Origin of the sequence: Kribbella sp. NPDC049174, assembly GCF_043197365.1 — a bacterium.
Lineage (GTDB): Bacteria > Actinomycetota > Actinomycetes > Propionibacteriales > Kribbellaceae > Kribbella.
Genome location: NZ_JBICSZ010000001.1, coordinates 1,976,616 through 1,996,870, shown reverse-complemented (window position 1 = coordinate 1,996,870; position 20,255 = coordinate 1,976,616). Strand labels below are relative to the sequence as shown.

Sequence of the window (20,255 nt, the reverse complement as noted above, 5' to 3'; positions counted from 1 at the left end):
CCGTTAGCCTGGCGATGTGGCCAGACCTCGCACGTTCAGCGACAGCGCCGTCCTCGATGCGGCGATGGACGTCTTCTGGGAGAAGGGGTACGAAGCAACCACCACCCAGGATCTGTGTGAGCGCACGGGATTGCAGCGGGGGAGCCTGTACAACGCGTTCGCCGGCAAGCACGCGATCTACGAGGCGGCGATCAAGCGGTACGCCGAGACCCGAGCGGCACGGCAGTTGCAGGAGTTGGCGCCGGCGGACGGGTCGGTCCGGGAGCGGCTCCGGGAGCTGATGGTCGCGATGATCGACCTTGACCTGACCGACCCCGGTCGGCGGGGCTGTCTCGCCCTGAACGCGGCGACCGAGACGAGCGGCCGCACAGGTGATGTCAGCACCCTGGTGCACACGCAGTTCAAGGATCTCGAGGAAGCGTTGACGGCGTTGATCGCGGTCGGACAGCAGACCGGTGAGCTGTCGGCGGACCGCCGGCCACGGCAGGTTGCCCGGATGTTCCAGAGCGCGTACTACGGACTCCGCGTGCTGGCGAAGGTCACCGACGACCGGCAGGCGCTGCTGGATGTGGTCGACGGCACCATCGCGGCGCTCTGATGCGCGGCACCCTTCCGGCGCTGATGGTCTGCGTCTTCGGTGTCACCACGGGCGAGTTCGTGCTGGCCGGCATCCTGCCCGGCGTCGCCGCCGACCTGGGGGTCTCGATCCCGGCGGCGGGCCTGCTGGTGACGGCGTACGCGCTCGGCATGATCGTCGGCGGACCGTTGCTGACCGCAATCACCGCCGGCCTGCCGAGGAAGCCGCTGGTCCTCGGGCTGCTGACGGTCGCGATCGCCGGCAACCTGATCTCGGCGCTCGCACCCGGGTACGGCGTCCTGTTCGCGGCCCGGATCGTGACCGCCCTCGTCACCGCGACCTTCTTCGCCAACGCCATCGTGATCGTCGTGTCCGCGGCCCGGCCGGGCAGACAGGCGTCGGCCGTCGCGAAGCTTGCCCTCGGCATGAACCTGGCGATGATCCTCGGCGCACCGCTCGGCACCTACATCGGCGATGCGGTCGGCTGGCGGGCCACTTTCCTGGCGATCACCGGGTGCTGCGCGCTGGGTCTGCTGCTCGTCGCTCGCTTCGTGCCGGCCGACCAGACCGGGACGAGGGGCACTGCGCTGGGAGAGCTCACGGAGTTCCGGCAGCGCGACCTGCAGTTGGCGATCGCGGTCACGGCGGTCGCCAACATCGGCCTGCTGACGGTGTTCACCTACCTCGCGCCGTTGCTCACGGACGTCGGCTCGTTCGCTGCCGAGGCGGTCGCGCCGATGCTCCTCGTGTACGGCGTCGGCGCGGCCCTCGGCAACCTGGCCGGCGGCTGGCTGGCAGACCGCGCTTTGCTCCCGTCGCAGCTCGTCTCCCTGGCCGTCCTGGTCGCGATCCTCCTTGGGCTTTGGGCATCGACCGGCACGGCGATCACGGCGGTGCTCGTCTTCGCGGCCGGCGCCGTCGGGTTCTCCGTCATTCCCGGGATGCAGACCCGCGTGATGGCCACGGCCGCCGCGGCTCCGACGTTGGCGATCGCCGTGAACGCGTCGGCGTACCAGGTCGCGGCCGCATTCGCCGGGTGGCTCGGCGGCCGCGTGATCGGCGGTCCCGGACTCCGTGCGATCTACCTGGCCGCCGCGCTCACCACGGTCCTCGGGATCGGGCTGAGCGCGGTGGCCTGGCTTCGCGAGCGGAACGCCGTACGGGCTTAGGCGAGGCCTCGGGCGATGCGGCGGACGGCGAGTTCCGCCAGCAGGGCGGCCCCGTCGGGGAGGACGGAGTCGTCGAAGTCGGCCAAGGGGGAGTGGTTGTCGGCGGCAGCCTCGGGATCGGCGGAGCGGCAGGCGCTGATGTTGAGATAGACGCCGGGGACCTCCTGCAGAACGTAGGACATGTCCTCGGCGCCGCACCTCGGATTGCGGCGTTCGCGGAACCGGTCGGGGCCGAAGAGGTCGACGATCGTCGACCGGGCGAACTCGTACTCCGCGGCATCGTTGACCGTCACCGGGTAGCCGATGCGGTAGTCCACCTCGGCGGTGAGGCCGTGCGCGGCCGCCAGCGCCTCGACCAGTTGCGTCGACGCCAGTTGCACCTTGGCGCGAGTCTCGGCGGAGAACGTCCGGACCGTCGCGTCGAAGAACGCGTCGTCCGGGATGATGTTCTCCTTCGTGCCGCCCGCGATCCGCCCGACCGTGAGCACGACCGGGTCGAACACGTCGAACTGCCGCGTCACCATGGTCTGCAACGCCCCGACCACCTCGCAGAGCACCGGGATCGGGTCCTTGCCGCGGTGCGGGATCGATCCGTGCGTCCCGGCTCCGACGACGCGCACGTGCAACTGGTCGGCCGCGGCCATGAACGGGCCGGGCTTACTGCTCCACATCCCCACCGGCTGCCCGGCCGACCCGACGTGCAGACCGTAGGCGGCATCCGCCCGGCGGCCGGCGGCGTCGAGGACACCCTCGCGGATCATGATCGGCGCGCCGCCGCTCGTCTCCTCACCCGGCTGGAACATGAACACCACATCGCCGGCCAGCTCGGCCTGCATCGCGGACAGGATCTTCGCCGCACCGACGAGTCCGGCGACGTGGAGATCGTGGCCGCAGGCATGCATCATGCCGGGGTGCTGGGACGCGTACGGTACGTCGACCCGCTCGGTGACCGGGAGAGCGTCCATGTCACCACGCAGCAGGACGACGGGACCCGGTCCGCGGCCTCCTCGCAGTACCGCTGTCACCGACGACAACTCCTTGCCGAGGGTGATCTCCAGCGGCAGGCCTTCCAGCGCGTCGAGGATCAGGCCCTGGGTCTTGGGCAGCTCGAGGTCGTACTCCGGGACCTGATGGAGCGCCCGGCGGAGGGCAACGATCTCGTCCCGGAAGCCCTCGGCCAGCTCGACCGTCCGGCTCATGCCTGCGGGCCCAGCTTGAGCGCGGACATCACTCGCTGGGCGCTGCCGCCGAGCTCGAGGAGCTCGATCAGGTCGAGCCAGCGCTCCGGGTCCTTGACCTCGTGCGGGATCGTTGCGTCGAACGTGCCGACCGGTGCGTCCTTGGCCACCGCGACCACCTTCGGGGCGACGTCGAGGTAGTCGCTCGCGTCCAGGATCTTCCGCTTCACCGACGGCGACATCGGCGTACTCGGGTCGGCTGCCGCCTTCCGGATGCTGTCCAGATCGCCGTACGCCGTGACGAGTGACGCGGCCGTCTTCTCGCCGACACCCTTCACACCGGGCAGGCCGTCGGACGCGTCACCGCGGAGCGTGGCGAAGTCCGCGTACCGGTTGGCGGGGACCTCGTACTTCGCGAGCAGCGCCTTCTCGTCGTACACATCGGCTCGGCCGACACCCCGCGCGGCGGTGTAGACGACGCGGATGCCGCGGCTGTCGTCGATCAGCTGGAACAGGTCACGGTCACCGGTGACGACGTCGACCGGCATCGTCGCCTGGTGGGACAGCGTGCCGATCACGTCGTCGGCCTCGTGATCCGGAGCGCCGACGACCGCGATGCCGAGGGCCTCCAGGCAGGCGCGGATGTACGGCACCTGCACCTCGAGCCGGTCCGGCACGTCCTCGACCTGCTCACCCTTCGGCGTGACGAACTCGACCCGCTGCGCCTTGTACGACGGGATCAGCGCGACCCGCCAGGACGGCCGCCAGTTGTCGTCCCAGCAGGCGACCAGGTGGGTCGGCCGGTGGTTCTCGGTCAGCCGGGCGATGAAGTCGAGCAGCCCCCGGACAGCGTTGGTCGGCGTACCGTCAGCGGCCTTCATCGTGTCCGGCACCCCGAAGAACGCACGGAAGTACAGGGACGCGGTGTCGAGCAGCATGAGTCGCTGGTCTGTCTCAGCCATGGGGTGATGCTTTCACAGCCGTCGGACAGACCGCGATCACCGGCCGCGAGCCCTTGCCAGACCATCGCGACGCATCAAGGATCAGGTCAGCGTCGTCCGGGGAGGGGATCGCATGCACAGGTCGTTGTTGTCCAGATCGATCGCAGTCGCGTCAGCTTTGGCACTGCTCGCTGTACCACTGCAGGCCGCTCCAGCCCTGGCCGACCCGAACAAGCCGGTCACCGTGATGACCCGCAACATCTACCTGGGTGCGGACATCCAGCGGCCGATCCGGGCCACCGCCGGCCTCACCGGCGCCGCGGCGTTCGTCGCCCTCGGCAACGCGAACCACGTCACCCGCGCCATCGTCGACCAGACGAACTTCCCGCGCCGCAGCGAGTTGCTCGCGGCGGAGATCGCCGGCACCAAGCCGGACCTGATCGGCGTCCAGGAGGTCGCGCTGTGGCGGCACGGGCCGCTCGAACTGCCGGGTGCGGGCAGCCCCGGGGCGCTGAACGCCACCACGGTCGACTACGACTTCCTGGCGATCCTGCTCCAGGATCTCCGCCAGGCCGGCGTCCCTTACAAGGCTGTTGTCGTCCAGCAGGAGTCCGACGTGGAGGCGCCCGCCTTCGTCGGCAACCCGTTCACCGGTACGGCGACGCAGGGACGCGACGTGCGACTCACCGTGCGTGACGTCGTCCTGCTCCGGGCCGGCAGCAACCTCCGCGTCCTCGACTCGGGCAGCGGACAGTACGACGCCAAGCTCGTGCTCAGTGTGGGTGGTCTGCCGGCCTCGTTCGTCCGTGGTTTCAACTGGGTCGACGTCGCGCACGGGTCGGGCCGGTCGTTCCGGTTCGTCAACACCCATCTGGAGGCGTTCAGCTCCGATCTCGCCCTCGCCCAGGCGGTGGAGTTGCTGACTGGCCCGGCAGGCGACCGTGGGCGGACCACGATCATCGGCTGCGACTGCAACTCCGATCCTTTGAACAACACCGTGAAACCGACCGATCCGCTCCGGACGCCGCACAACGGGCCGTACAACTTCATCACCGGACCCGGCGGGTTCACCGATCTCTGGCTGACCTGGCGACCTGCTGCGCAGGGGTGGACGTCCGGGCTGAACGAGACCGTCGACGAGCCGGCGCCGCCGTCCTTCGACCACCGGATCGACATGATCTTCGCCCGCCCGGCGCCCGGCGAGCAGGTCCGGGTCGTCGCCGGGGACGTCACCGGAGCCACCAGCGCGGCCAAGGACCCGGTCACCGGGTTGTGGCCGTCGGACCACGCCGGGGTGGTGCTGACGCTGTCCCGGTGAGAACGCCTGCGGGCGGGCGCCTCGCTCCAGTAAGGTCGTCAGCGTGGAGGACCTTGACCGTAAGATCGTTGGGTTGCTGGCGAGTGACGGCCGGATGAGTTTCACCGACCTGGGCAAGGCGACCGGCCTGTCCACGTCGGCGGTGCATCAGCGGGTCAAGCGGCTGGAGCAGCGCGGCATCATCCAGGGGTACGCGGCCACGGTCGACCACACCGCTCTCGATCTGCCGCTGACCGCGCTGATCTCGATCCGGCCGATCGACCCGTCTCAGCCGGACGACTCGCCCGAGCGGCTCCGCGAGGTCCGCGAGATCGAGTCCTGCTACTCGGTGGCCGGCGACTCCAGTTACATCCTGGTGGTCCGGGTCGCCTCGCCGGCCGCCCTGGAGAACCTACTGGCCGTCATCCGCGCCCGCGCCAACGTCTCCACCACGACCACCATCGTCCTGAGCACGCCGTACGAGCGCCGTCCGCCTGCCTTGTGACATAGGGTCGGCTGCGTGCGCCGAGCCCTGTTGGTCGATCTGTTCAGCACTCTCGTACCTGGCGGCGACGCCGAGCGGGACGGGGTCAACCAGAAGCTGTCCGAGGTGCTTGGCGTGGACGCCGACGCGTTCCTGCGCGAGTTCGCCGCGACGTCGTACGAGCGCTTCACCGGCGCGTACGGCGACCTGCCCAGTACGTTGCGGGTGATCGCGCAGCGGACCGGCGTGGACCCGACCGACGAACAGGTGCGTGAGGCAACAAGCCTGCGCCGGAAGCTGTCCCGCCGGCTCCTCAACGCCGCCCCGGCCGGAACGCTGACCGCGTTGGCCGAGCTGCGGTCGGCCGGCTGGCGGACCGGGCTGGTCAGCAACATCACCTCGGAGACCCAGCTCCAATGGCCGGACTGCCCGCTCCCGCCGTACTTCGAGACGACCGCCTTCTCCGCCGAGGTCGGCGCCGCCAAACCCGAACCCGAGATCTACCTGGCCGCCTGCAACGCACTCGGTGTCGAGCCCGCCGACTGCGTGTACATCGGCGACGGCAACGACGGTGAACTCCCCGCAGCCGCGGCGCTCGGCATGTACGCCATTCGCACCACCGAGCACTCCGACAGCGACCCCACCTGGGACGGCCCCACCGTCACCTCGTTCACCGAGCTACCCGACCTCATCGGTGTGCCTGCCTGACCTTCGGGCCGCGGGAAAATCGCTGGCTGTGCGGCTGCTCGCGGTCTAGGGTGGCTCGCCGTGCCCACAAACGAACAGATCGTCGGACAGGCCCTGGACAGAATCGAGGCCGGGTACGTCTTTCCCGAGCTGACCGCGGACATCAGCGCGGCGATCCGGCGTCGCCTCGCAGCGGGGGAGTATGCCGAACTGGGCGGGCCGGTGCTCTGTGAGCTGGTGACCAAGCACCTTCAGAAGGTGTGCCCGGACAAGCATCTGCGGCTGCTCTGGGTGGACCAGCCGCAGTCAATGGATCCGGCGGACGCCGATGAAGGGCGAGCCGCCTTCCTCGCGCTGCTCCGGGCAGAGAACCAGGGGATCCGCCGGGTTGAGCAGTTGGACGGGAACGTCGGACTCATCGACGTCCGGCGCATCGCGTACGCCGACGAGGGTGCCGGCGCGATCGGCGCGGCCATGCAACTGGTCGCCCACAGCACTGCGCTCATCCTGGACCTGCGCGCTTGCCGCGGCGGGGCACCGGAGGGGGCGGCGATGTGGTGCAGCTACTTCTTCCGCGACGACCAGGTGCACCTCAACGACATCTACGAGCGGTCCACCGGCACCACCCGCCAGTACTGGACGACAGCGCACCTTCCTGCGCCGCGCTATGCGCACCACCCGGTCTATGTACTCACCAGCGCGATCACGTTCTCGGGGGGCGAGGACGTGGCGTACACCCTTCAAGCGCACGGCCGAGCCGTCATCGTCGGTGAGACCACACGCGGCGGTGCGCATCCGACGGCACGCCACGCGGTCACCGAACACATCCTGGTGACCGTGCCGACCGCCCGGACCATCAACAGCGTGACCGGCACCAACTGGGAAGGTGTCGGAGTGATCCCCGATGTTCCCGTCCCAGCTGACCACGCACTCGACACGGCACTCAAGGCGGCACTGGGACGACCCGGTGCCTAGCTGCGGCGGTCGGCGTACGCGTGGAGGCAGTTTGTACGGTGGCCGGCCCTGACGGTGGCTAGACCACCTCGAGTGAGGAGGTCGATGCCGGGGGTGGTGATGTTCTCACCCAGCTCGCCGCGATTGCAGGAAGTTGCAACGCCTCCGATGCCGCCCCCTGCATTGGCGGCACCGAAGGCGGTTCGGGGTTAGTTGATCTGCAGCAGCTTCTGCGACTCGGCGGTCGCACGGGAGGCCGCGGCGCGCTTCTCGGCCTCTGCCAGCGAGGTGCCGGCGTGCTGCTTCCACCACTCCTGGCCCTCGGCCGGCAGGCTGTCGATCGGGTCGTAGTACTCGTAGGTCCGGTTCAGCGCTTCCGGGTCCTGGTGCTCGATACCGGTCCGGTAGTTCTTCTTCCAGTACGAGATGCCGCGGACCTCGTCGTACTCGGACAGCTGGTGCACCCACCGCTTGCCGACGTACGGGACGTCGCAGACGATGCGCGGCGTGGCGAAACCGGGCAGGTACCCGAGGATCCCGTGCTGCAGGTGCTGCGCGTCGCGCACCGACACCCGCCAGTGCTCGGAGAACGGGATCATGTCGCACATGTAGAAGTAGTACGGCGTGATGGTCGCGCCGTCGAGCAGCGCGAAGCAGAGGTCGAGCAGCTGCGGGACCGAGTCGTTCACCCCGCGCATCAGCACACCCTGGTTGCGTACGTCGCGCAGGCCGGCCTCGAACATCGCCTTCGTTGCCTCGGCCACCAATGGCGTCACCGACTGGGCCGCGTTCACGTGGGTGTGCATCGCGATCATCACGCCACGCTGCCGCGCGATCGTCGCGACCCGCTCGACCCCGGCCCGGACGTCATCCGACAGCCAGTGCTGCGGCATCCCCATCAGGGCCTTGGTGGCCAGCCGGATGTCGCGGATGTTCTCGATCTCCAGCAGGTTGGTGAGGAACGTCTCCAGCCGCGGCCACGGCATGTTCGCCACGTCGCCACCCGACACGACCACGTCCCGGACTCCCGGCGTACGACGCAGGTAGTCGAGCATGTCGTCGAGCCGGGTCTGTGGCTTGGCCACGAACTTCAGCTTGTCGATCACCGGCGTCGAGTTGCCGACGAGATCCATCCGGGTGCAGTGGCCGCAGTACTGCGGACAGGTCGGCAGGACCTCGGCCAGCACCTTGGTCGGATAGCGGTGGGTCAACCCCTCCGTGGCCCACATCTCGTGCTCGTGCAGGGAGTCCCGGGTGGCGTGCGGGTGCGACGGCCAGTCCGAACGTCGGTCCGAGAACGCCGGCAGCATGTAGCGGCGGACCGGGTCCGCGTAGAAGGCCTCGGTGTAATCGGCCGCACCGGCAGGGACGATCGTGTTCAGCATCTGCGGCGGGAGCAGCATCGACATCGTCGCCCGCTCGGCCTGGTCCCGGGTCAGGTCCTCGTAGAACCGCTCCTCGAGCAGGTCACCCATGACGTCGCGCAACTGCTTGACGTTCTTCACGCAGTGCGAGCGCTGCCACTGCACCGACCGCCACTCCTCGGCTGTGACGTCCTTCCAGCCGGGGATCCGGGTCCAGTCCGGCTCCACCAGCTCCGCTCGCCGGTACGCGTACGGCTGGCCGGCGAGGTCGTGGTCGCTTGGCTCCGGTACGGCCAGATCAGGGCTGATCAGGTCGGTCACGAGTCCTCCGGGGTCTTCAGGGGTGATGCGGTCTCATGTGAGGATAGCGATAGAACTTCCCTCAGATCCAACAGTACGCCGCAAGAATTCTCGTCAGAACACGATCTGAGTAGTATTTTGCCCGAGCCCAAGGAGGATCTGTGTCGTCGAGCCCGGTAGGACTGCACCGCGTGATCGCCCCGTCCGGCGTGTTGCCGCAGGCGGCGGAGAAACTGGATGCGCGGGCCGAGATCTGGCCGGACGAGGTCCGGATCACGGTCGAGCGGCTGAATCTGGACGCCGCGTCCTACCGCCAGCTCGCCGAGGCGCACGGCGGCGACGGTACGGCGGTCCGCCAGGCCGTGCTCGACATCGTCGAGACGCGCGGCAAGATGCAGAACCCGGTCACCGGCTCCGGCGGCATGCTCGTCGGCGTGGTCGACGAGGTCGGCCCGGAGTCGCCGCTCGATGTCGCCCCCGGCGATCGCGTCGCGACGCTGGTCTCGCTCACGCTGACGCCGCTGCAGATCACCGATGGCCTTGCGGACTGGGACGGCAACAGCGAGCAGGTGCCGGCGCGAGGTCACGCGATCTTGTTCGCCCGCTCGATCGTGGCGAAGCTGCCGGACGACCTGAAGCCGGAGCTCTCGCTGGCCGTGATGGACGTGTGTGGTGCACCCGCGCTGACCGCCCGTGTGGTCCGCCAGTATGTCGACAAAGGCACAAAGCCTGTCGTGTCAGTAATTGGCGGCGCAGGTAAAAGCGGGTCGCTGTCACTGGCCGCCGCCCGGCACGCCGGAGCCGCCCGCACCATCGGGATCGTGCCTGTGCAAGCCGAGTCGGAACGCCTCGAGGTGGCCGGATTGGCGGACACGGTCGCGTTGGCCGACGCGCGTGATCCGGTGGCTCTGGCCGAGGCGGTCGAACAGGCCGGGGGACCGGCGGACATCACGGTTGTCTGCGTCGACGTACCGGGTTGTGAGCATGGTGCTGTGCTCGCGACCGCTGCCGGCGGCACTGTGATCTTCTTCTCGATGGCGACGTCGTTCTCGGCCGCCGCACTCGGTGCGGAAGGGCTGGCCGCGGACGTGACCATGCTGGTCGGCAACGGGTATGTGCCCGGACATGCGGACTATGCGATGCAGCTGTTGCGCAACGAGTCGGGTGTCCGCGGACTGTTCGAGAGCAGGCTGGCGGAGGATTGAGCCGTGCGCACACTTCTGACGAACGGTTCCGTCTACTCTCCCGCCGACCCGCATGCGACCGCGATCGCGTTCGACGACGGTGTGGTCACCTGGCTCGGTGACGACACCGGCGCCGCGTCGTACGCCGATGGTGCGGACGAGGTGATCGATCTCGGCGGCAAGCTGGTGACGCCGGCCTTCGTCGACGCCCACGTCCACGCCGCGCAGACGGGCGCGCTGCTGACCGGGCTCGACCTCGCCGGCACGACCTCGCTCGCCGAGGCGCTCGACCGGCTCGCATCCTTCGTGGCCAAGCTTCCGGCTGACGCTGTGATCGACGGCGCCGGGTGGGATGAGACCAAGTGGCCGGAGGGCCGCCCGCCGACCGCGGAGGAGCTGGACCGCGCCGCGGACGGTCGCCGGGTCTACCTGTCCCGCATCGACGGCCACTCCGGAGTGATCTCGTCGGCTCTGGTCCCGACGGCTCGAGGGGATGGCTACGACCCGAGCGGCCGGGTGGAGCGGGACGCGCACCACGCCGTACGTGACGTCCTGAGCGAACTGATCGGACCGGACCAGCGGCGCGCTGATGTGACGGCCGCACTGCAGGCGATGGCATCCCGCGGCATCGGGGCGTTCCACGAGATGGCAGCGCCGCACATCGGGCCGTTGTGGGAACTGCCGATCATTCGCGAGGTGGCGGATGAGCTCGGCCTGTTGGCGACGCTGTACTGGGGCCAGCCGGGTGTCTTCGAACACGTCGAGACGTACGGCCTGGCCGGCCTCGCCGGTGACCTGAACGCGGACGGCGCCTTGGGTTCGCGGACGGCGGCGCTGAGAGAGGCGTACGCCGATCGCGCGGACCACCGTGGCCACGCGTACCTGACGGCCGAGGAGATCGCCGAGCACGTCATCGCGAGCACCGAGCGGAACGTCCAGGCCGGCTTCCACTGCATCGGCGACCAGGCGCTCGACAACATCGCGCGCGGCTTCGAGCTCGCCGCCGAGAAGGTCGGTGTCCATGCGCTCGTCGCGGCGCGGCACCGGCTCGAGCACGTCGAGATGCCGAACGAGGAAGCGATCGCGACGCTGGCCCGCTGCGGGGTTGTCGCCAGCGTCCAGCCGATGTTCGACGCGCTCTGGGGCGGCCCGGACGGCATGTACGCCGAGCGGGTTGGCGACCGGTGGCAGGGCATGAACCCGTTCGGCTCGCTGGCCCGTGCCGGCGTCGTACTGGCGTTCGGTTCGGACTCGCCGGTCACCGAACTCGGCGGCTGGGAGGCCGTGCGGGCGGCCGCCTTCCACCACGAGCAGGGGCAGCGCATCACCGTGCGGGCCGCGTTCCAGGCCCACACCCGAGGTGGCTGGCGAGCGGCCGGTATCGACGACGCCGGTGTGCTCGCACCCGGTACGGCGGCGACGTACGCGATCTGGGAGAGCGATGCCGAGCTCGTCGTACAGACACCGGACTCGCGGGTTGCGGCCTGGTCGACGGACCCACGCGCGGGCGTGCCGGTGCTGCCGGATCTCAGCGACAACGCGCCGGTGCCTACTTGTCAGCGGACTGCCGTGGGCGGCCGCATTGTGTACGAATCCGAGGGATGGTCGCATTGACGCGTGCGGTGAAGAAGCTTGACCTTGATCCGGTCACTGTGCGGAAGGCCCGGAGCCTGGCGCGGAAAGCCGGGCGGCCGATCGTCAATCTGGCCCGGCAGCACACGACGGTCTCGGTCGAGCGAGCGGTACTGCGGTTGGCCGGACTGACCGGCGCGGACACCGAGGGTATTCCGTGGGTGAACCGGCTTGCGGACACGGTCCGTGCGGATGTCGGGCTCGAACACGGGCTCGCACTGCCGGTGTGGGACGCGCTCGTGCGGGGCGAGGCCGAGGATCTCGCTGTGCTGGCGCAGAAGGCCGCGTCGGGGTCGGTGACGTTCCGGTTGCCTGAGGGGCGGGACGCCGTACGGGCTCGGGCCGCGTCGCGGAAGGCGGCCGCGGCCGGGTTGAAGCGGATCGACGGGCGGCGGCGCGAGCGCGACCGGCTGATCAAGCGGCACGGTGACCCGGAGCAGCGGCCGTGGATCTACCTGATCGTTGCCACCGGCGACATCTACGAGGACATCCCGCAGGCACAGGCGGCGGCGCGGGAAGGTGCGGACATCATCGCGGTGATCCGGTCGACCGGGCAGTCGCTGCTCGACTACGTGCCCGAGGGCGCCACCCGGGAAGGGTTCGCCGGGACCTACGCGACCCAGGAGAACTTCCGGTTGATGCGGGCCGCGCTGGACGAGACGTCGCGCGAGTTGGGTCGCTACGTCCGGCTCACGAACTACGCCTCCGGGTTGTGTATGCCGGAGATCGCGACGCTGGCCGGGCTCGAGCGGCTCGACATGATGCTGAACGACTCGATGTACGGGATCCTGTTCCGCGACATCAACCCGATCCGCACCTTCGTCGACCAGCGGTTCAGCCGGCAGATCCACGCCCGCGCCGGGATCATCATCAACACCGGCGAGGACAACTACCTGACCACCGCGGACGCGGTCGAGGCCGCGCACACGGTGACGGTGTCGCAGCTGCTGAACGAGTACTTCGCCAAGGAGGCCGGGCTCGAGGACTGGCAGCTCGGCCTCGGGCACGCGTTCGAGATCAACCCGGACCTGCCCGACTCGTTCCGGCTCGAGCTGGCCCACGCGATGCTGGCCCGGCAGCTGTTCCCGGAGGCGCCGCTGAAGTGGATGCCGCCGACCCGGCACATGACCGGCGACGTGTTCCGCGGCTACCTGCTGGACGGGTTCTTCAACCTGGTCGGCGCGATGACCGGCCAGGGCATCCTGCTGGTCGGCATGATGACCGAGGCGGTGGTGACGCCGTGGATCTCCGACCGCGACCTGGCCCTGCAGAACGTCCGCTACGTTCTAGGTGCGGCCGGCAACCTTCATGAGGACTTCCGGCCGGAGCCGGACGGGTTCATCGCCCAGCGCGCCCGGCAGGTGCTGGGGGAGTCGGTCGAGCTGCTCGAGGAGATCGTCGACGACGGCCTGCTGAACGCGATCGGCGACGGGACCTTCGGCCTGATGAAGCGCCCCCAGGACGCCGGCCGCGGCCTCGAGGGCGTGGCTCGCCGGTCCTCCGAGTACTACAACCCCGCGACCGAGCTGCTCGAGGAGGCGCAGTGAGCATCATCAGGCCGTACGGCGACACCACCGGTGACGGGATGGTGCAGCTGTCGTTCACGCTGCCGATCCCGCACGACAAGCGGGCCGAGGGTGCCGCCGCCCAATTGGCGAACAAGATGGGTATGGACCCGGCGCTGGTCGTCCACGCCAAGGCGATCGGACCGGACTTCACCTTCTTCGTCGTCTATGGGCCGGTGAACCACCTGGTCGACACCAGCAAGGTCGAGGTGATCGAGCGCGACTACCCGCTGCTGTCGCCGAAGGAGGTCAACCTCGCGATCCGCAAGACGCTGCGCCGCCGGCTGACCATCGTCGGTGCGTGTATCGGCACCGATGCGCATACGGTCGGTATCGACGCGATCATGAACATCAAGGGGTTCGCGGGGGAGAAGGGCCTGGAGTACTACCGCGAGCTGAAGGTGGTGAACCTCGGCGCCCAGGTCGCCGTACCGGAGCTGGTCCGGCGGGCCAAGGCGGAGAAGGCGGACGCGATCCTGGTGTCGCAGGTGGTCACCCAGCGGGAGGCGCATGTGCTGAACACCAAGGAGATGTCGGCCGCGTTCCGGGAGGCGTACGCCGAGGACGCGCGGCCGGTGTTGGTTGCCGGTGGCCCCCGTTTCACCGAGCAGATGGCCGATGAGCTCGGTGTGGACCGGGTGTTCGGCCGCGGCACCACTCCTGGCGAGGTGGCCAGCTATCTGGTCGACGCACTCGTGACGAAACGCAAGCACAGCACGCCGAGCAAGAGGAGCGCATAGGTGTCAAAGGCAACTATCGGCCTGTCCGTGACGCATCGGCGCTATGTGCCGTACAGCCATGCGCACTACGCCGGGAACCTGGTCGACGGTGCCTACGTGCTCGGGCTGTTCGGCGATGTCGCGACCGAGGTGTGCATCCAGGCCGACGGTGACGAGGGGCTGTTCGCGTCGTACTCCGACGTGCAGTTCCTGCAGCCGTTGCGGGCCGGCGACGTGGTGGAAGTGACGGCAACGATCACCCGGGTCGGGAACCGCAGCCGGGAGCTCGAGTTCAGCGCCTCCGTCGTCTGCCGGGGCCGGGCGGACGTGTCCGAGTCGGCGGCCGAGGTACTGGCCGAGCCGCTTGTGATCACGCGCGCAACCGGGACGGTCGTCGTACCGGTTGGGTGACGATTAGTTGCCCACGGTAACGATCACGTGGAGTGCCGAGACGGCTCTGTAACGTGACTCCAGTGAGTCATCCTCGTTTTTCCAGTGCGGGCAGGCGAAAGTGTTACAACGGCCTCAAGGAGCCGGTGGAGAGGTTGACACCATCGCCGTCAGCGCGCATCGTTTTGGGAGTCGTCATATCCCGTTTTATCAACGGTCACACGAAGTTCGGCCACCGGATGATCCCGCGACGCTGACCAGGCCAGTGCCAGGCTTGAGTCGACGGGGGCTGAGATCGCCGGTGGTTAGCCCCCCGCGGGGCAGAGGTGGAAGAGGCTCGGCGCCCAGTAGACAACAGCCGTTCGGTTCGCAGCCAGTGGATCGGCGGTTGGTCCGAAGGGTCGCCGAGCCTCTTTCCTTTGCCCCCACTCCTCCCGGCTCTCTTCCTGGTTCCCTGAGGGCTCCTCACTTCCTCGCGCTCTGCTGATACCCCTTCACGTTCCGCAATCGATGCTTACCGGCTACTGACCGGATACATTGGCATGTCCGGGACGTTGTACGGTCGTGCGACCGGCGTCCGCCGGGACAGTGAGGACAAGGGGTTACCGCGTGGACCGGTTGAAGGCTCTGGGACGCGTCCTGCCGAGGGTCGTCGTGGCGGTGGCCGCGGGCGCCATGCTCGGCTTGGCCTTCGAACCGCACGACTATCCCTGGCTGACCATCCTCGCCGTACCGCTCTTCCTGGCCGCGCTGAACGGCGCCTCGGCCAAGGGCGGATTCCTGATCGGTGCCGGGTTCGGCATCACGTACTACCTCGTCCTGGTGCCGTGGCTGAGCATCATCGGCGGCGACGCGGCGATCGCGCTGGCGATCCTCGAGGGGCTGTTCTACGCGGTCTTCGGGGCGCTCGCGACGCAGGTGCTCAAGCTGAAGCTGTGGCCGTTGTGGATCGCGTGCCTGTGGGTGGCGACCGAGTTCGCGACCGCGTCGATCCCGTTCGGCGGGTTCCCGTGGGGCCGGCTGGCGTGGGCGTTCGCCGACTCGCCGCTGGGCAAGCTGGCGTCGCTCGTCGGCATCCCCGGCCTGAGCTTCGCGATCGCGCTGCTGGGCGTCCTGGTGTACGCCGTCCTGCGGCCGAAGAGCCCGCTCAAGCTCCGGGTCGTCGCACTGGTCGCCGGAGTCGCGATCGTCGGCGGCAGCGCGCTGATCAATCTCTCGACCGAGGGCGACGGCAAGGTCGTGAAGGCGGCGATGGTGCAGGGCAACGTGCCCGGCAAGGGACTGGAGTTCCTCGGCCGCGCCCGGACCGTGACCCGGAACCACCTGAACGCGACCCTCGACCTGCAGAAGCGGGTCCAGGAGGGATCGGAAGACAAGCCGGACATCGTCATCTGGCCGGAGAACTCGACCGACATCGACCCGTTCAAGGACGCCGAGACCCGGGCCGACATCGAGCAGGCGGTCAAGGCCGTCAACGTGCCGATCCTGGTCGGCGCCGTACTCGAGGGCCCTGGTCCGAACGAGCGGCAGACCACCGGCGTCGTCTGGGACCCGCGGACCGGGCCCGGTCAGGTCTACGCGAAGCGGCACCCGGTTCCGTTCGGTGAGTACATCCCGTTCCGCGAGCAGTTGCTGCCCTACATCAAGCGGCTGGAGATGGTCGGCCGGCAGACCGCCCCCGGCAGGGTCCCCGGCGTGCTGCCGATCGGCGGAGTCACGTACGGCGATGTGATCTGCTTCGAGGTCGCGTACGACGACGTGGTCGAGGACGTGATGAAGGGCGGCGCCCAGGTCCTGGTCGTGCAGACGAACAACGCGACGTACGGCGGCACCGGACAGCCCGAGCAGCAGTTCGCGATCACCCGGATGCGCGCGATCGAGACCGGCCGGACCGTGCTGGTCGCGTCCACCAGCGGCATCTCCGGCGTGATCCGGCCGGACGGCACCGTCGAGCACAAGTCGTCACAGTTCGTGCCGGACGTGTATGTCGCCTCGGTTCCGGTCCGCGATACCCATACGCTGGCCACCTCACTCGGCGGCTGGCCGCAGTGGATCTTGACCGGCCTGGGGATCCTGGGAGTGGTTCTCGCGTTGGTGGCTCGCCGCCGGCGGGCGACCGGCGGCCCGGAGACCCCGCCGGCACCAACGCGCAGCCGCGAAAAAGTCCCGGCCTGATCCCTCAGGCCGGCTCGGAACCGGTGACAATGCCGTCACTGGAGGCAGGAGTAGTGGCAGCGTGAGCACCCCTTTCGCGGATCTCGGCAGGATCCTGGTGATCATCCCGACGTACAACGAGGCCGAGAACATCGAGCCGATCGTGAGTCGGCTGCGCGACGCCGTACCGGAGGCGGACGTCCTGGTCGCCGACGACAACTCACCCGACGGCACAGGTGGCCTGGCCGACAAGCTGGCCGCGAACGACGACCACGTGCACGTCCTGCACCGCAAGGGCAAGGAAGGCCTCGGCGCGGCGTACATCGCCGGATTCCGCTGGGGGATCGAGCGCGAGTACGGCGTACTGGTCGAGCACGACGCGGACGGGTCGCACCAGCCGGAGCAGCTGCCTCGGCTGCTGACCGCGCTGCGGGATGCGGACCTCGTGCTGGGGTCGCGGTACGTCAAGGGCGGCGCCGTACAGAACTGGCCGAAGTCGCGCGAGATCCTCAGCCGCGGCGGCAACATCTACACCCGGCTGGCGCTCGGTGTGCCGCTGAAGGACGCGACCGGCGGGTATCGCGCGTTCCGGCGAGCAACACTGGAGGGGATCGGGTTGGACGAGGTCGCCTCCGCGGGCTACTGCTTCCAGGTCGATCTGGCGTGGCGGGCGGTCAAGGCCGGGTTCCGGGTGGTGGAGGTGCCGATCACCTTCGTCGAGCGGGAACGCGGTCAGTCCAAGATGTCGCGGGCGATCGTGATCGAGGCGATGGCCCGGGTCGGCAAGTGGGGCCTGGGCCACCGCGCACGCCAGCTCCGAGGGCTGCTGAGGAAGGGGTAACACATGCCGTGGTTCGTGGCGCTCGCGCTGCTGGTGGTGCCGATCCTGGAGATCTACGTGATCATCCAGATCGGCCAGGTGATCGGCGGCTGGCCGACGGTCGGGCTCCTGCTCGTGGAGAGCGCGCTCGGCGCCTGGCTGATCAAGCGCGAGGGCCGGCGAGCCTGGAACGCACTGCAGTCCGCGCTGCAGACCGGCAAGATGCCCGGCCGGGAGCTGTCGGACGCCGCCCTGGTGCTGGTGGGCGGCACGCTGCTGCTCACCCCGGGATTCGTCACGGACATCTTCGGCTTCTTCTTCGTCCTGCCGTTCACCCGCCCGCTGGCCCGGCGCGGGTTGTCGGCGTTCCTCGGCCGGCGGCTGTCCACGCAGCTGGGCGGCGCCAACCTCGGCGGCTTCATCCCGGGCGGCGGTCCGTTCGGCGGTCCTGGTGGTGGTCCTGGCGCCGGTCCTGGTCCTGGTGCTGGCCCGACCCGCCCAGGGTCTCGTCCAGGGCCTTCGGACGATGTCATTCAGGGCGAGGTCATCGACCCCGACCAGAAGTAGCTTCTGACCCACGCGTGCTACGCGGGCGCTTCTCCGTCGCTTCGCTCCTCGGAGCGCCTGCTACGCCCCTCCCACCCGCCCTCCGGCTTAACGCCGGTGCATCTCTTGCCGGCTTCCACCTCGAACTGTGGGCTGCCGCCCGCGTCGAGTGCTCGGCCGGCGTATGTCGTGAGGGGACTCTGGCGGCCGGCGACCGTGGCCACCTGGCGGTGCCCGTCAGAGGATCGGCGTGCACGCGGGTTCTCGTGCGCACGGGGTGGGTGGCTCGGAGACCCATCCGAATTCCAGGTGTCGAGAATGCGGCGCTGGCTCCGTCCTAAGTACACCAGCGGCCACGACAGGCCGCGCGACGACGTAGGAGATCACCGTGGCGATTCAGCGCATGGACAATGTCGGCATTGTCGTCGACGACCTCGAGGCTGTCGTTGCGTTCTTCGGAGAACTCGGCATGGAGCTGGAGGGCAAAGCGGAGATCGAGGGCCCCTGGGCGGACCGCACCGTCGGACTCGACGGCGTCCGCTGCGACATCGCGATGATGCGGACCCCCGACGGCCACAGCCGGCTCGAGCTGGCGAGGTACCACAACCCCGCGGTGATCGTCACCGGACCGCACAACCCGCCGCACAACACGCTGGGCATGCATCGCGTCATGTTCGCCGTCGACGACATCGAGGACGTCGTCTCCCGCCTGCGGAGTCACGGCGCCGATCTCGTCGGTGAGCTGGCCCAGTACGAGGACAGCTACAAACTCTGCTACGTCCGCGGCCCCGCGGGAATCCTCATCGGACTCTCCGAGCAGCTCAGCTAACTGCCCTGCCGGGCAGACCGACCGCGTGCACATCGTGGAGTCATACGACAAACTGCTGCGGCTCACCTGCGACCAACCAGGCTCTACGCCGTAGCTGCGATCTGCACGACGGGCGCCGGCCTAGGTGGTCGACCGCGAGCGACAGCGAGCAACCGCGGGCGGCAGCCCGCAGGCAGCCCGGCGAAAGCCGGCAAGGATGCACCGGCGCTGAGCCGGGGGGCGGGCGGGAGCGGGCGTAGCAGGCGCGCCGAGGAGCGACGAAGACGTGCCCGCGTAGCACGCGTGGGCTGGACCTCAGCTGAACGGGCCGTTGAAGGCCAGCTTGGCGAAGCGTTCGGCCATGCGCTGGTGGGACGGGCCGTCGGGGTGCAGGTCGTCGGGGAGTGGGAACTCGGCGTTGTCGGCGGCGCCGTACAGTTCGCGGCCGTCGAGGTAGTGGAGGTTCGGGTCGTCCCGCCCGGCGACGATGCGGGCGAGTTCTTCGCGGATGATGGTGAGGGTGAGTTTCCCCGCCGCGATGTCGGAGGGGTCGCCGGTTGCCTGGAAGCGGAGCTCGCCGCGACTGAGCGCGTCCAGGTCCCATATGGTTGGACCCGGGGTGTCCTCGTGCATCGGGCAGAGGACGGGGGAGACGACCAGCAGCGGGGTGGTGGGGTGGCCTTCGCGGATGGTGTCGAGGAAGCCGTGCACGGCGGGGGTGAAGGCCCGCCGGCGCATCACGTCCGCGTTCACCACGTTGATGCCGAGCTTGACGCTGATCAGGTCGGCGGCCGTGTCGCGCACCGTGCGGGCGACGAACGGCTGGAGCAGGGCGCTACCGCCGAAGCCAAGATTGATCGGCTCCACGCCGGCGAGTGCGGCGGCGTGTACGACCCAGGTGCCGGTGGGGCTGGTCGCGTTCGAACCGTGGCTGATCGAGCTCCCGTGGTGCAGCCAGGTCCGGCGCCCGGTCGCCGGGGCGGGCTCGATCGGCGCATTGGTGCGCAGGGCAACGAGTTCGGTGGTCTCGGTGTGCGGGAGCCAGATCTCCACTGTCTTCAGCTCGCCGCCCAGCCCGGTCACGCGCACCGTGCCGGCTTCGCCCGGTCGGGTGTCGGTGGCCCCGGTGGTGAGATCGATGGTCAGCACGTTCCCGCTCGGCACGGTCGCCTGGTCGACCAGCTTGCCGTCGACGAGCACGTCGTACACCCCGTCCGGCGTCGCCGGTGCGCCGGTGTAGACGCGCTTGGTCGGCAGCGTGTCCAGCTCGATCGCCGTCGCGCGAGTCCGGAACACCAACCGCACGCCCGACGGCTGCGACTCCACCATCTCCAGCTGCGGATCGTCGTACTGCGCCCGAGCCCAGCCCGGCAACCGATGCGGCAGCACACCAACCCGGGTCCGCTCCAGCTCCACCGCGCCACGCAGCAGTCCGTCGGTCACGGCGGTGGTGATCCAGTTCTGCATCGCCCCAGTATCGAGGACT

19 protein-coding genes are annotated in these 20,255 nt (G+C 69.1%); 15 read left to right on the top strand and 4 right to left on the bottom strand.

The features are described 5' to 3' along the window. Nucleotides 1–16: 16 nt before the first annotated feature. On the top strand, nucleotides 17–598 hold the full coding sequence (locus tag ACGFIF_RS09440) for a TetR/AcrR family transcriptional regulator (RefSeq protein ID WP_393153224.1): 582 nt from the start codon (nucleotides 17–19) through the stop codon (nucleotides 596–598). Further along, on the top strand, nucleotides 598–1,746 hold the full coding sequence (locus ACGFIF_RS09435; protein ID WP_393153222.1) for an MFS transporter: 1,149 nt from the start codon (nucleotides 598–600) through the stop codon (nucleotides 1,744–1,746). Before ACGFIF_RS09440 ends, ACGFIF_RS09435 begins: the two co-directional genes overlap by 1 nt. Here ACGFIF_RS09435 and ACGFIF_RS09430 read toward each other — a convergent pair. Together ACGFIF_RS09430 and ACGFIF_RS09425 are read right to left on the bottom strand one after the other, a co-directional pair. After that, complete coding sequence (locus ACGFIF_RS09430; RefSeq protein WP_393153220.1) at nucleotides 1,743–2,945, bottom strand: M20 family metallopeptidase; 1,203 nt, start codon at nucleotides 2,943–2,945, stop codon at nucleotides 1,743–1,745. The genes ACGFIF_RS09435 and ACGFIF_RS09430 overlap by 4 nt on opposite strands. Further along, on the bottom strand, nucleotides 2,942–3,862 hold the full coding sequence (locus ACGFIF_RS09425) for a 5'-3' exonuclease H3TH domain-containing protein (protein ID WP_393153681.1): 921 nt from the start codon (nucleotides 3,860–3,862) through the stop codon (nucleotides 2,942–2,944). The genes ACGFIF_RS09430 and ACGFIF_RS09425 overlap by 4 nt, the downstream gene beginning before the upstream one ends. A 136-nt stretch (nucleotides 3,863–3,998) precedes the next feature. Between ACGFIF_RS09425 and ACGFIF_RS09420 the strand changes: the two genes are divergently transcribed. The 4 genes from ACGFIF_RS09420 to ACGFIF_RS09405 are packed head-to-tail and all read left to right on the top strand — an operon-like array spanning nucleotide 3,999 to nucleotide 7,308. After that, entirely contained in the window at nucleotides 3,999–5,183 is a 1,185-nt protein-coding gene (locus ACGFIF_RS09420; protein ID WP_393153218.1) for an endonuclease/exonuclease/phosphatase family protein, read from the top strand. Between the two features lie 43 nt (nucleotides 5,184–5,226). Beyond that, nucleotides 5,227–5,667, top strand: a complete 441-nt coding sequence (locus ACGFIF_RS09415; RefSeq protein WP_328999880.1) for an Lrp/AsnC family transcriptional regulator — start codon at nucleotides 5,227–5,229, stop codon at nucleotides 5,665–5,667. A 15-nt stretch (nucleotides 5,668–5,682) separates the two neighbouring features. Further along, nucleotides 5,683–6,354 carry an HAD family hydrolase gene (locus ACGFIF_RS09410; protein WP_393153216.1) on the top strand — a complete coding sequence of 224 codons (672 nt, stop codon included), beginning with the start codon at nucleotides 5,683–5,685 and terminating at the stop codon, nucleotides 6,352–6,354. Nucleotides 6,355–6,414: 60 nt separating this feature from the next. Next, a complete protein-coding gene (locus ACGFIF_RS09405; protein WP_393153214.1) occupies nucleotides 6,415–7,308 on the top strand; it encodes a S41 family peptidase in 894 nt (297 codons plus the stop codon). Nucleotides 7,309–7,496: 188 nt separating this feature from the next. Here the strand turns inward: ACGFIF_RS09405 and ACGFIF_RS09400 are convergent, their stop codons facing one another. Next, a complete protein-coding gene (locus ACGFIF_RS09400; RefSeq protein ID WP_393153212.1) occupies nucleotides 7,497–8,972 on the bottom strand; it encodes a KamA family radical SAM protein in 1,476 nt (491 codons plus the stop codon). Between the two features lie 140 nt (nucleotides 8,973–9,112). Between ACGFIF_RS09400 and ACGFIF_RS09395 the strand changes: the two genes are divergently transcribed. The 9 genes from ACGFIF_RS09395 to ACGFIF_RS09355 all read left to right on the top strand — a co-directional run bounded on the left by ACGFIF_RS09395 (nucleotide 9,113) and on the right by ACGFIF_RS09355 (nucleotide 18,790). Beyond that, the gene (locus tag ACGFIF_RS09395) at nucleotides 9,113–10,156 is read left to right on the top strand and encodes an L-erythro-3,5-diaminohexanoate dehydrogenase (protein ID WP_393153210.1); all 1,044 of its coding nucleotides are present in this window, start codon (nucleotides 9,113–9,115) and stop codon (nucleotides 10,154–10,156) included. 3 nt (nucleotides 10,157–10,159) lie between these two features. Next, on the top strand, nucleotides 10,160–11,749 hold the full coding sequence (locus tag ACGFIF_RS09390; RefSeq protein WP_393153208.1) for an amidohydrolase: 1,590 nt from the start codon (nucleotides 10,160–10,162) through the stop codon (nucleotides 11,747–11,749). Next, entirely contained in the window at nucleotides 11,737–13,314 is a 1,578-nt protein-coding gene (locus ACGFIF_RS09385) for a lysine 5,6-aminomutase subunit alpha (RefSeq protein WP_393153206.1), read from the top strand. Before ACGFIF_RS09390 ends, ACGFIF_RS09385 begins: the two co-directional genes overlap by 13 nt. Next, nucleotides 13,311–14,072, top strand: coding sequence for an OAM dimerization domain-containing protein (locus tag ACGFIF_RS09380; RefSeq protein ID WP_393153204.1), 762 nt, complete (start codon nucleotides 13,311–13,313; stop codon nucleotides 14,070–14,072). Before ACGFIF_RS09385 ends, ACGFIF_RS09380 begins: the two co-directional genes overlap by 4 nt. Further along, nucleotides 14,073–14,462 (top strand): hotdog domain-containing protein, encoded by a 390-nt coding sequence (locus ACGFIF_RS09375; protein WP_393153202.1) that lies wholly within the window; start codon nucleotides 14,073–14,075, stop codon nucleotides 14,460–14,462. A 588-nt stretch (nucleotides 14,463–15,050) separates the two neighbouring features. Then, nucleotides 15,051–16,616, top strand: a complete 1,566-nt coding sequence (gene lnt / locus ACGFIF_RS09370) for an apolipoprotein N-acyltransferase (protein WP_393153200.1) — start codon at nucleotides 15,051–15,053, stop codon at nucleotides 16,614–16,616. 61 nt (nucleotides 16,617–16,677) lie between these two features. Then, nucleotides 16,678–17,436 carry a polyprenol monophosphomannose synthase gene (locus tag ACGFIF_RS09365; protein ID WP_393153198.1) on the top strand — a complete coding sequence of 253 codons (759 nt, stop codon included), beginning with the start codon at nucleotides 16,678–16,680 and terminating at the stop codon, nucleotides 17,434–17,436. Nucleotides 17,437–17,439: 3 nt separating this feature from the next. Then, nucleotides 17,440–17,982 (top strand): FxsA family protein, encoded by a 543-nt coding sequence (locus ACGFIF_RS09360; RefSeq protein WP_393153196.1) that lies wholly within the window; start codon nucleotides 17,440–17,442, stop codon nucleotides 17,980–17,982. Between the two features lie 367 nt (nucleotides 17,983–18,349). After that, nucleotides 18,350–18,790, top strand: a complete 441-nt coding sequence (locus tag ACGFIF_RS09355) for a VOC family protein (RefSeq protein WP_393153194.1) — start codon at nucleotides 18,350–18,352, stop codon at nucleotides 18,788–18,790. Between the two features lie 294 nt (nucleotides 18,791–19,084). On the opposite strand, the gene ACGFIF_RS09350 is transcribed toward ACGFIF_RS09355, so the two are convergent. Beyond that, nucleotides 19,085–20,236 carry an SGNH/GDSL hydrolase family protein gene (locus tag ACGFIF_RS09350; protein ID WP_393153192.1) on the bottom strand — a complete coding sequence of 384 codons (1,152 nt, stop codon included), beginning with the start codon at nucleotides 20,234–20,236 and terminating at the stop codon, nucleotides 19,085–19,087. Nucleotides 20,237–20,255 lie beyond the last annotated feature (19 nt).

Bases quoted from the DNA above. Each gene is read 5' to 3' on its own strand.
- ACGFIF_RS09360 (WP_393153196.1), top strand. From the start codon at position 17,440: ATGCCGTGGTTCGTGGCGCTCGCGCTGCTGGTGGTGCCGATCCTGGAG.
- ACGFIF_RS09425 (WP_393153681.1), bottom strand. From the start codon at position 3,862: ATGCTGCTCGACACCGCGTCCCTGTACTTCCGTGCGTTCTTCGGGGTG.
- ACGFIF_RS09420 (WP_393153218.1), top strand. From the start codon at position 3,999: ATGCACAGGTCGTTGTTGTCCAGATCGATCGCAGTCGCGTCAGCTTTG.
- ACGFIF_RS09350 (WP_393153192.1), bottom strand. From the start codon at position 20,236: ATGCAGAACTGGATCACCACCGCCGTGACCGACGGACTGCTGCGTGGC.
- ACGFIF_RS09435 (WP_393153222.1), top strand. From the start codon at position 598: ATGCGCGGCACCCTTCCGGCGCTGATGGTCTGCGTCTTCGGTGTCACC.
- ACGFIF_RS09385 (WP_393153206.1), top strand. From the start codon at position 11,737: ATGGTCGCATTGACGCGTGCGGTGAAGAAGCTTGACCTTGATCCGGTC.
- ACGFIF_RS09430 (WP_393153220.1), bottom strand. From the start codon at position 2,945: ATGAGCCGGACGGTCGAGCTGGCCGAGGGCTTCCGGGACGAGATCGTT.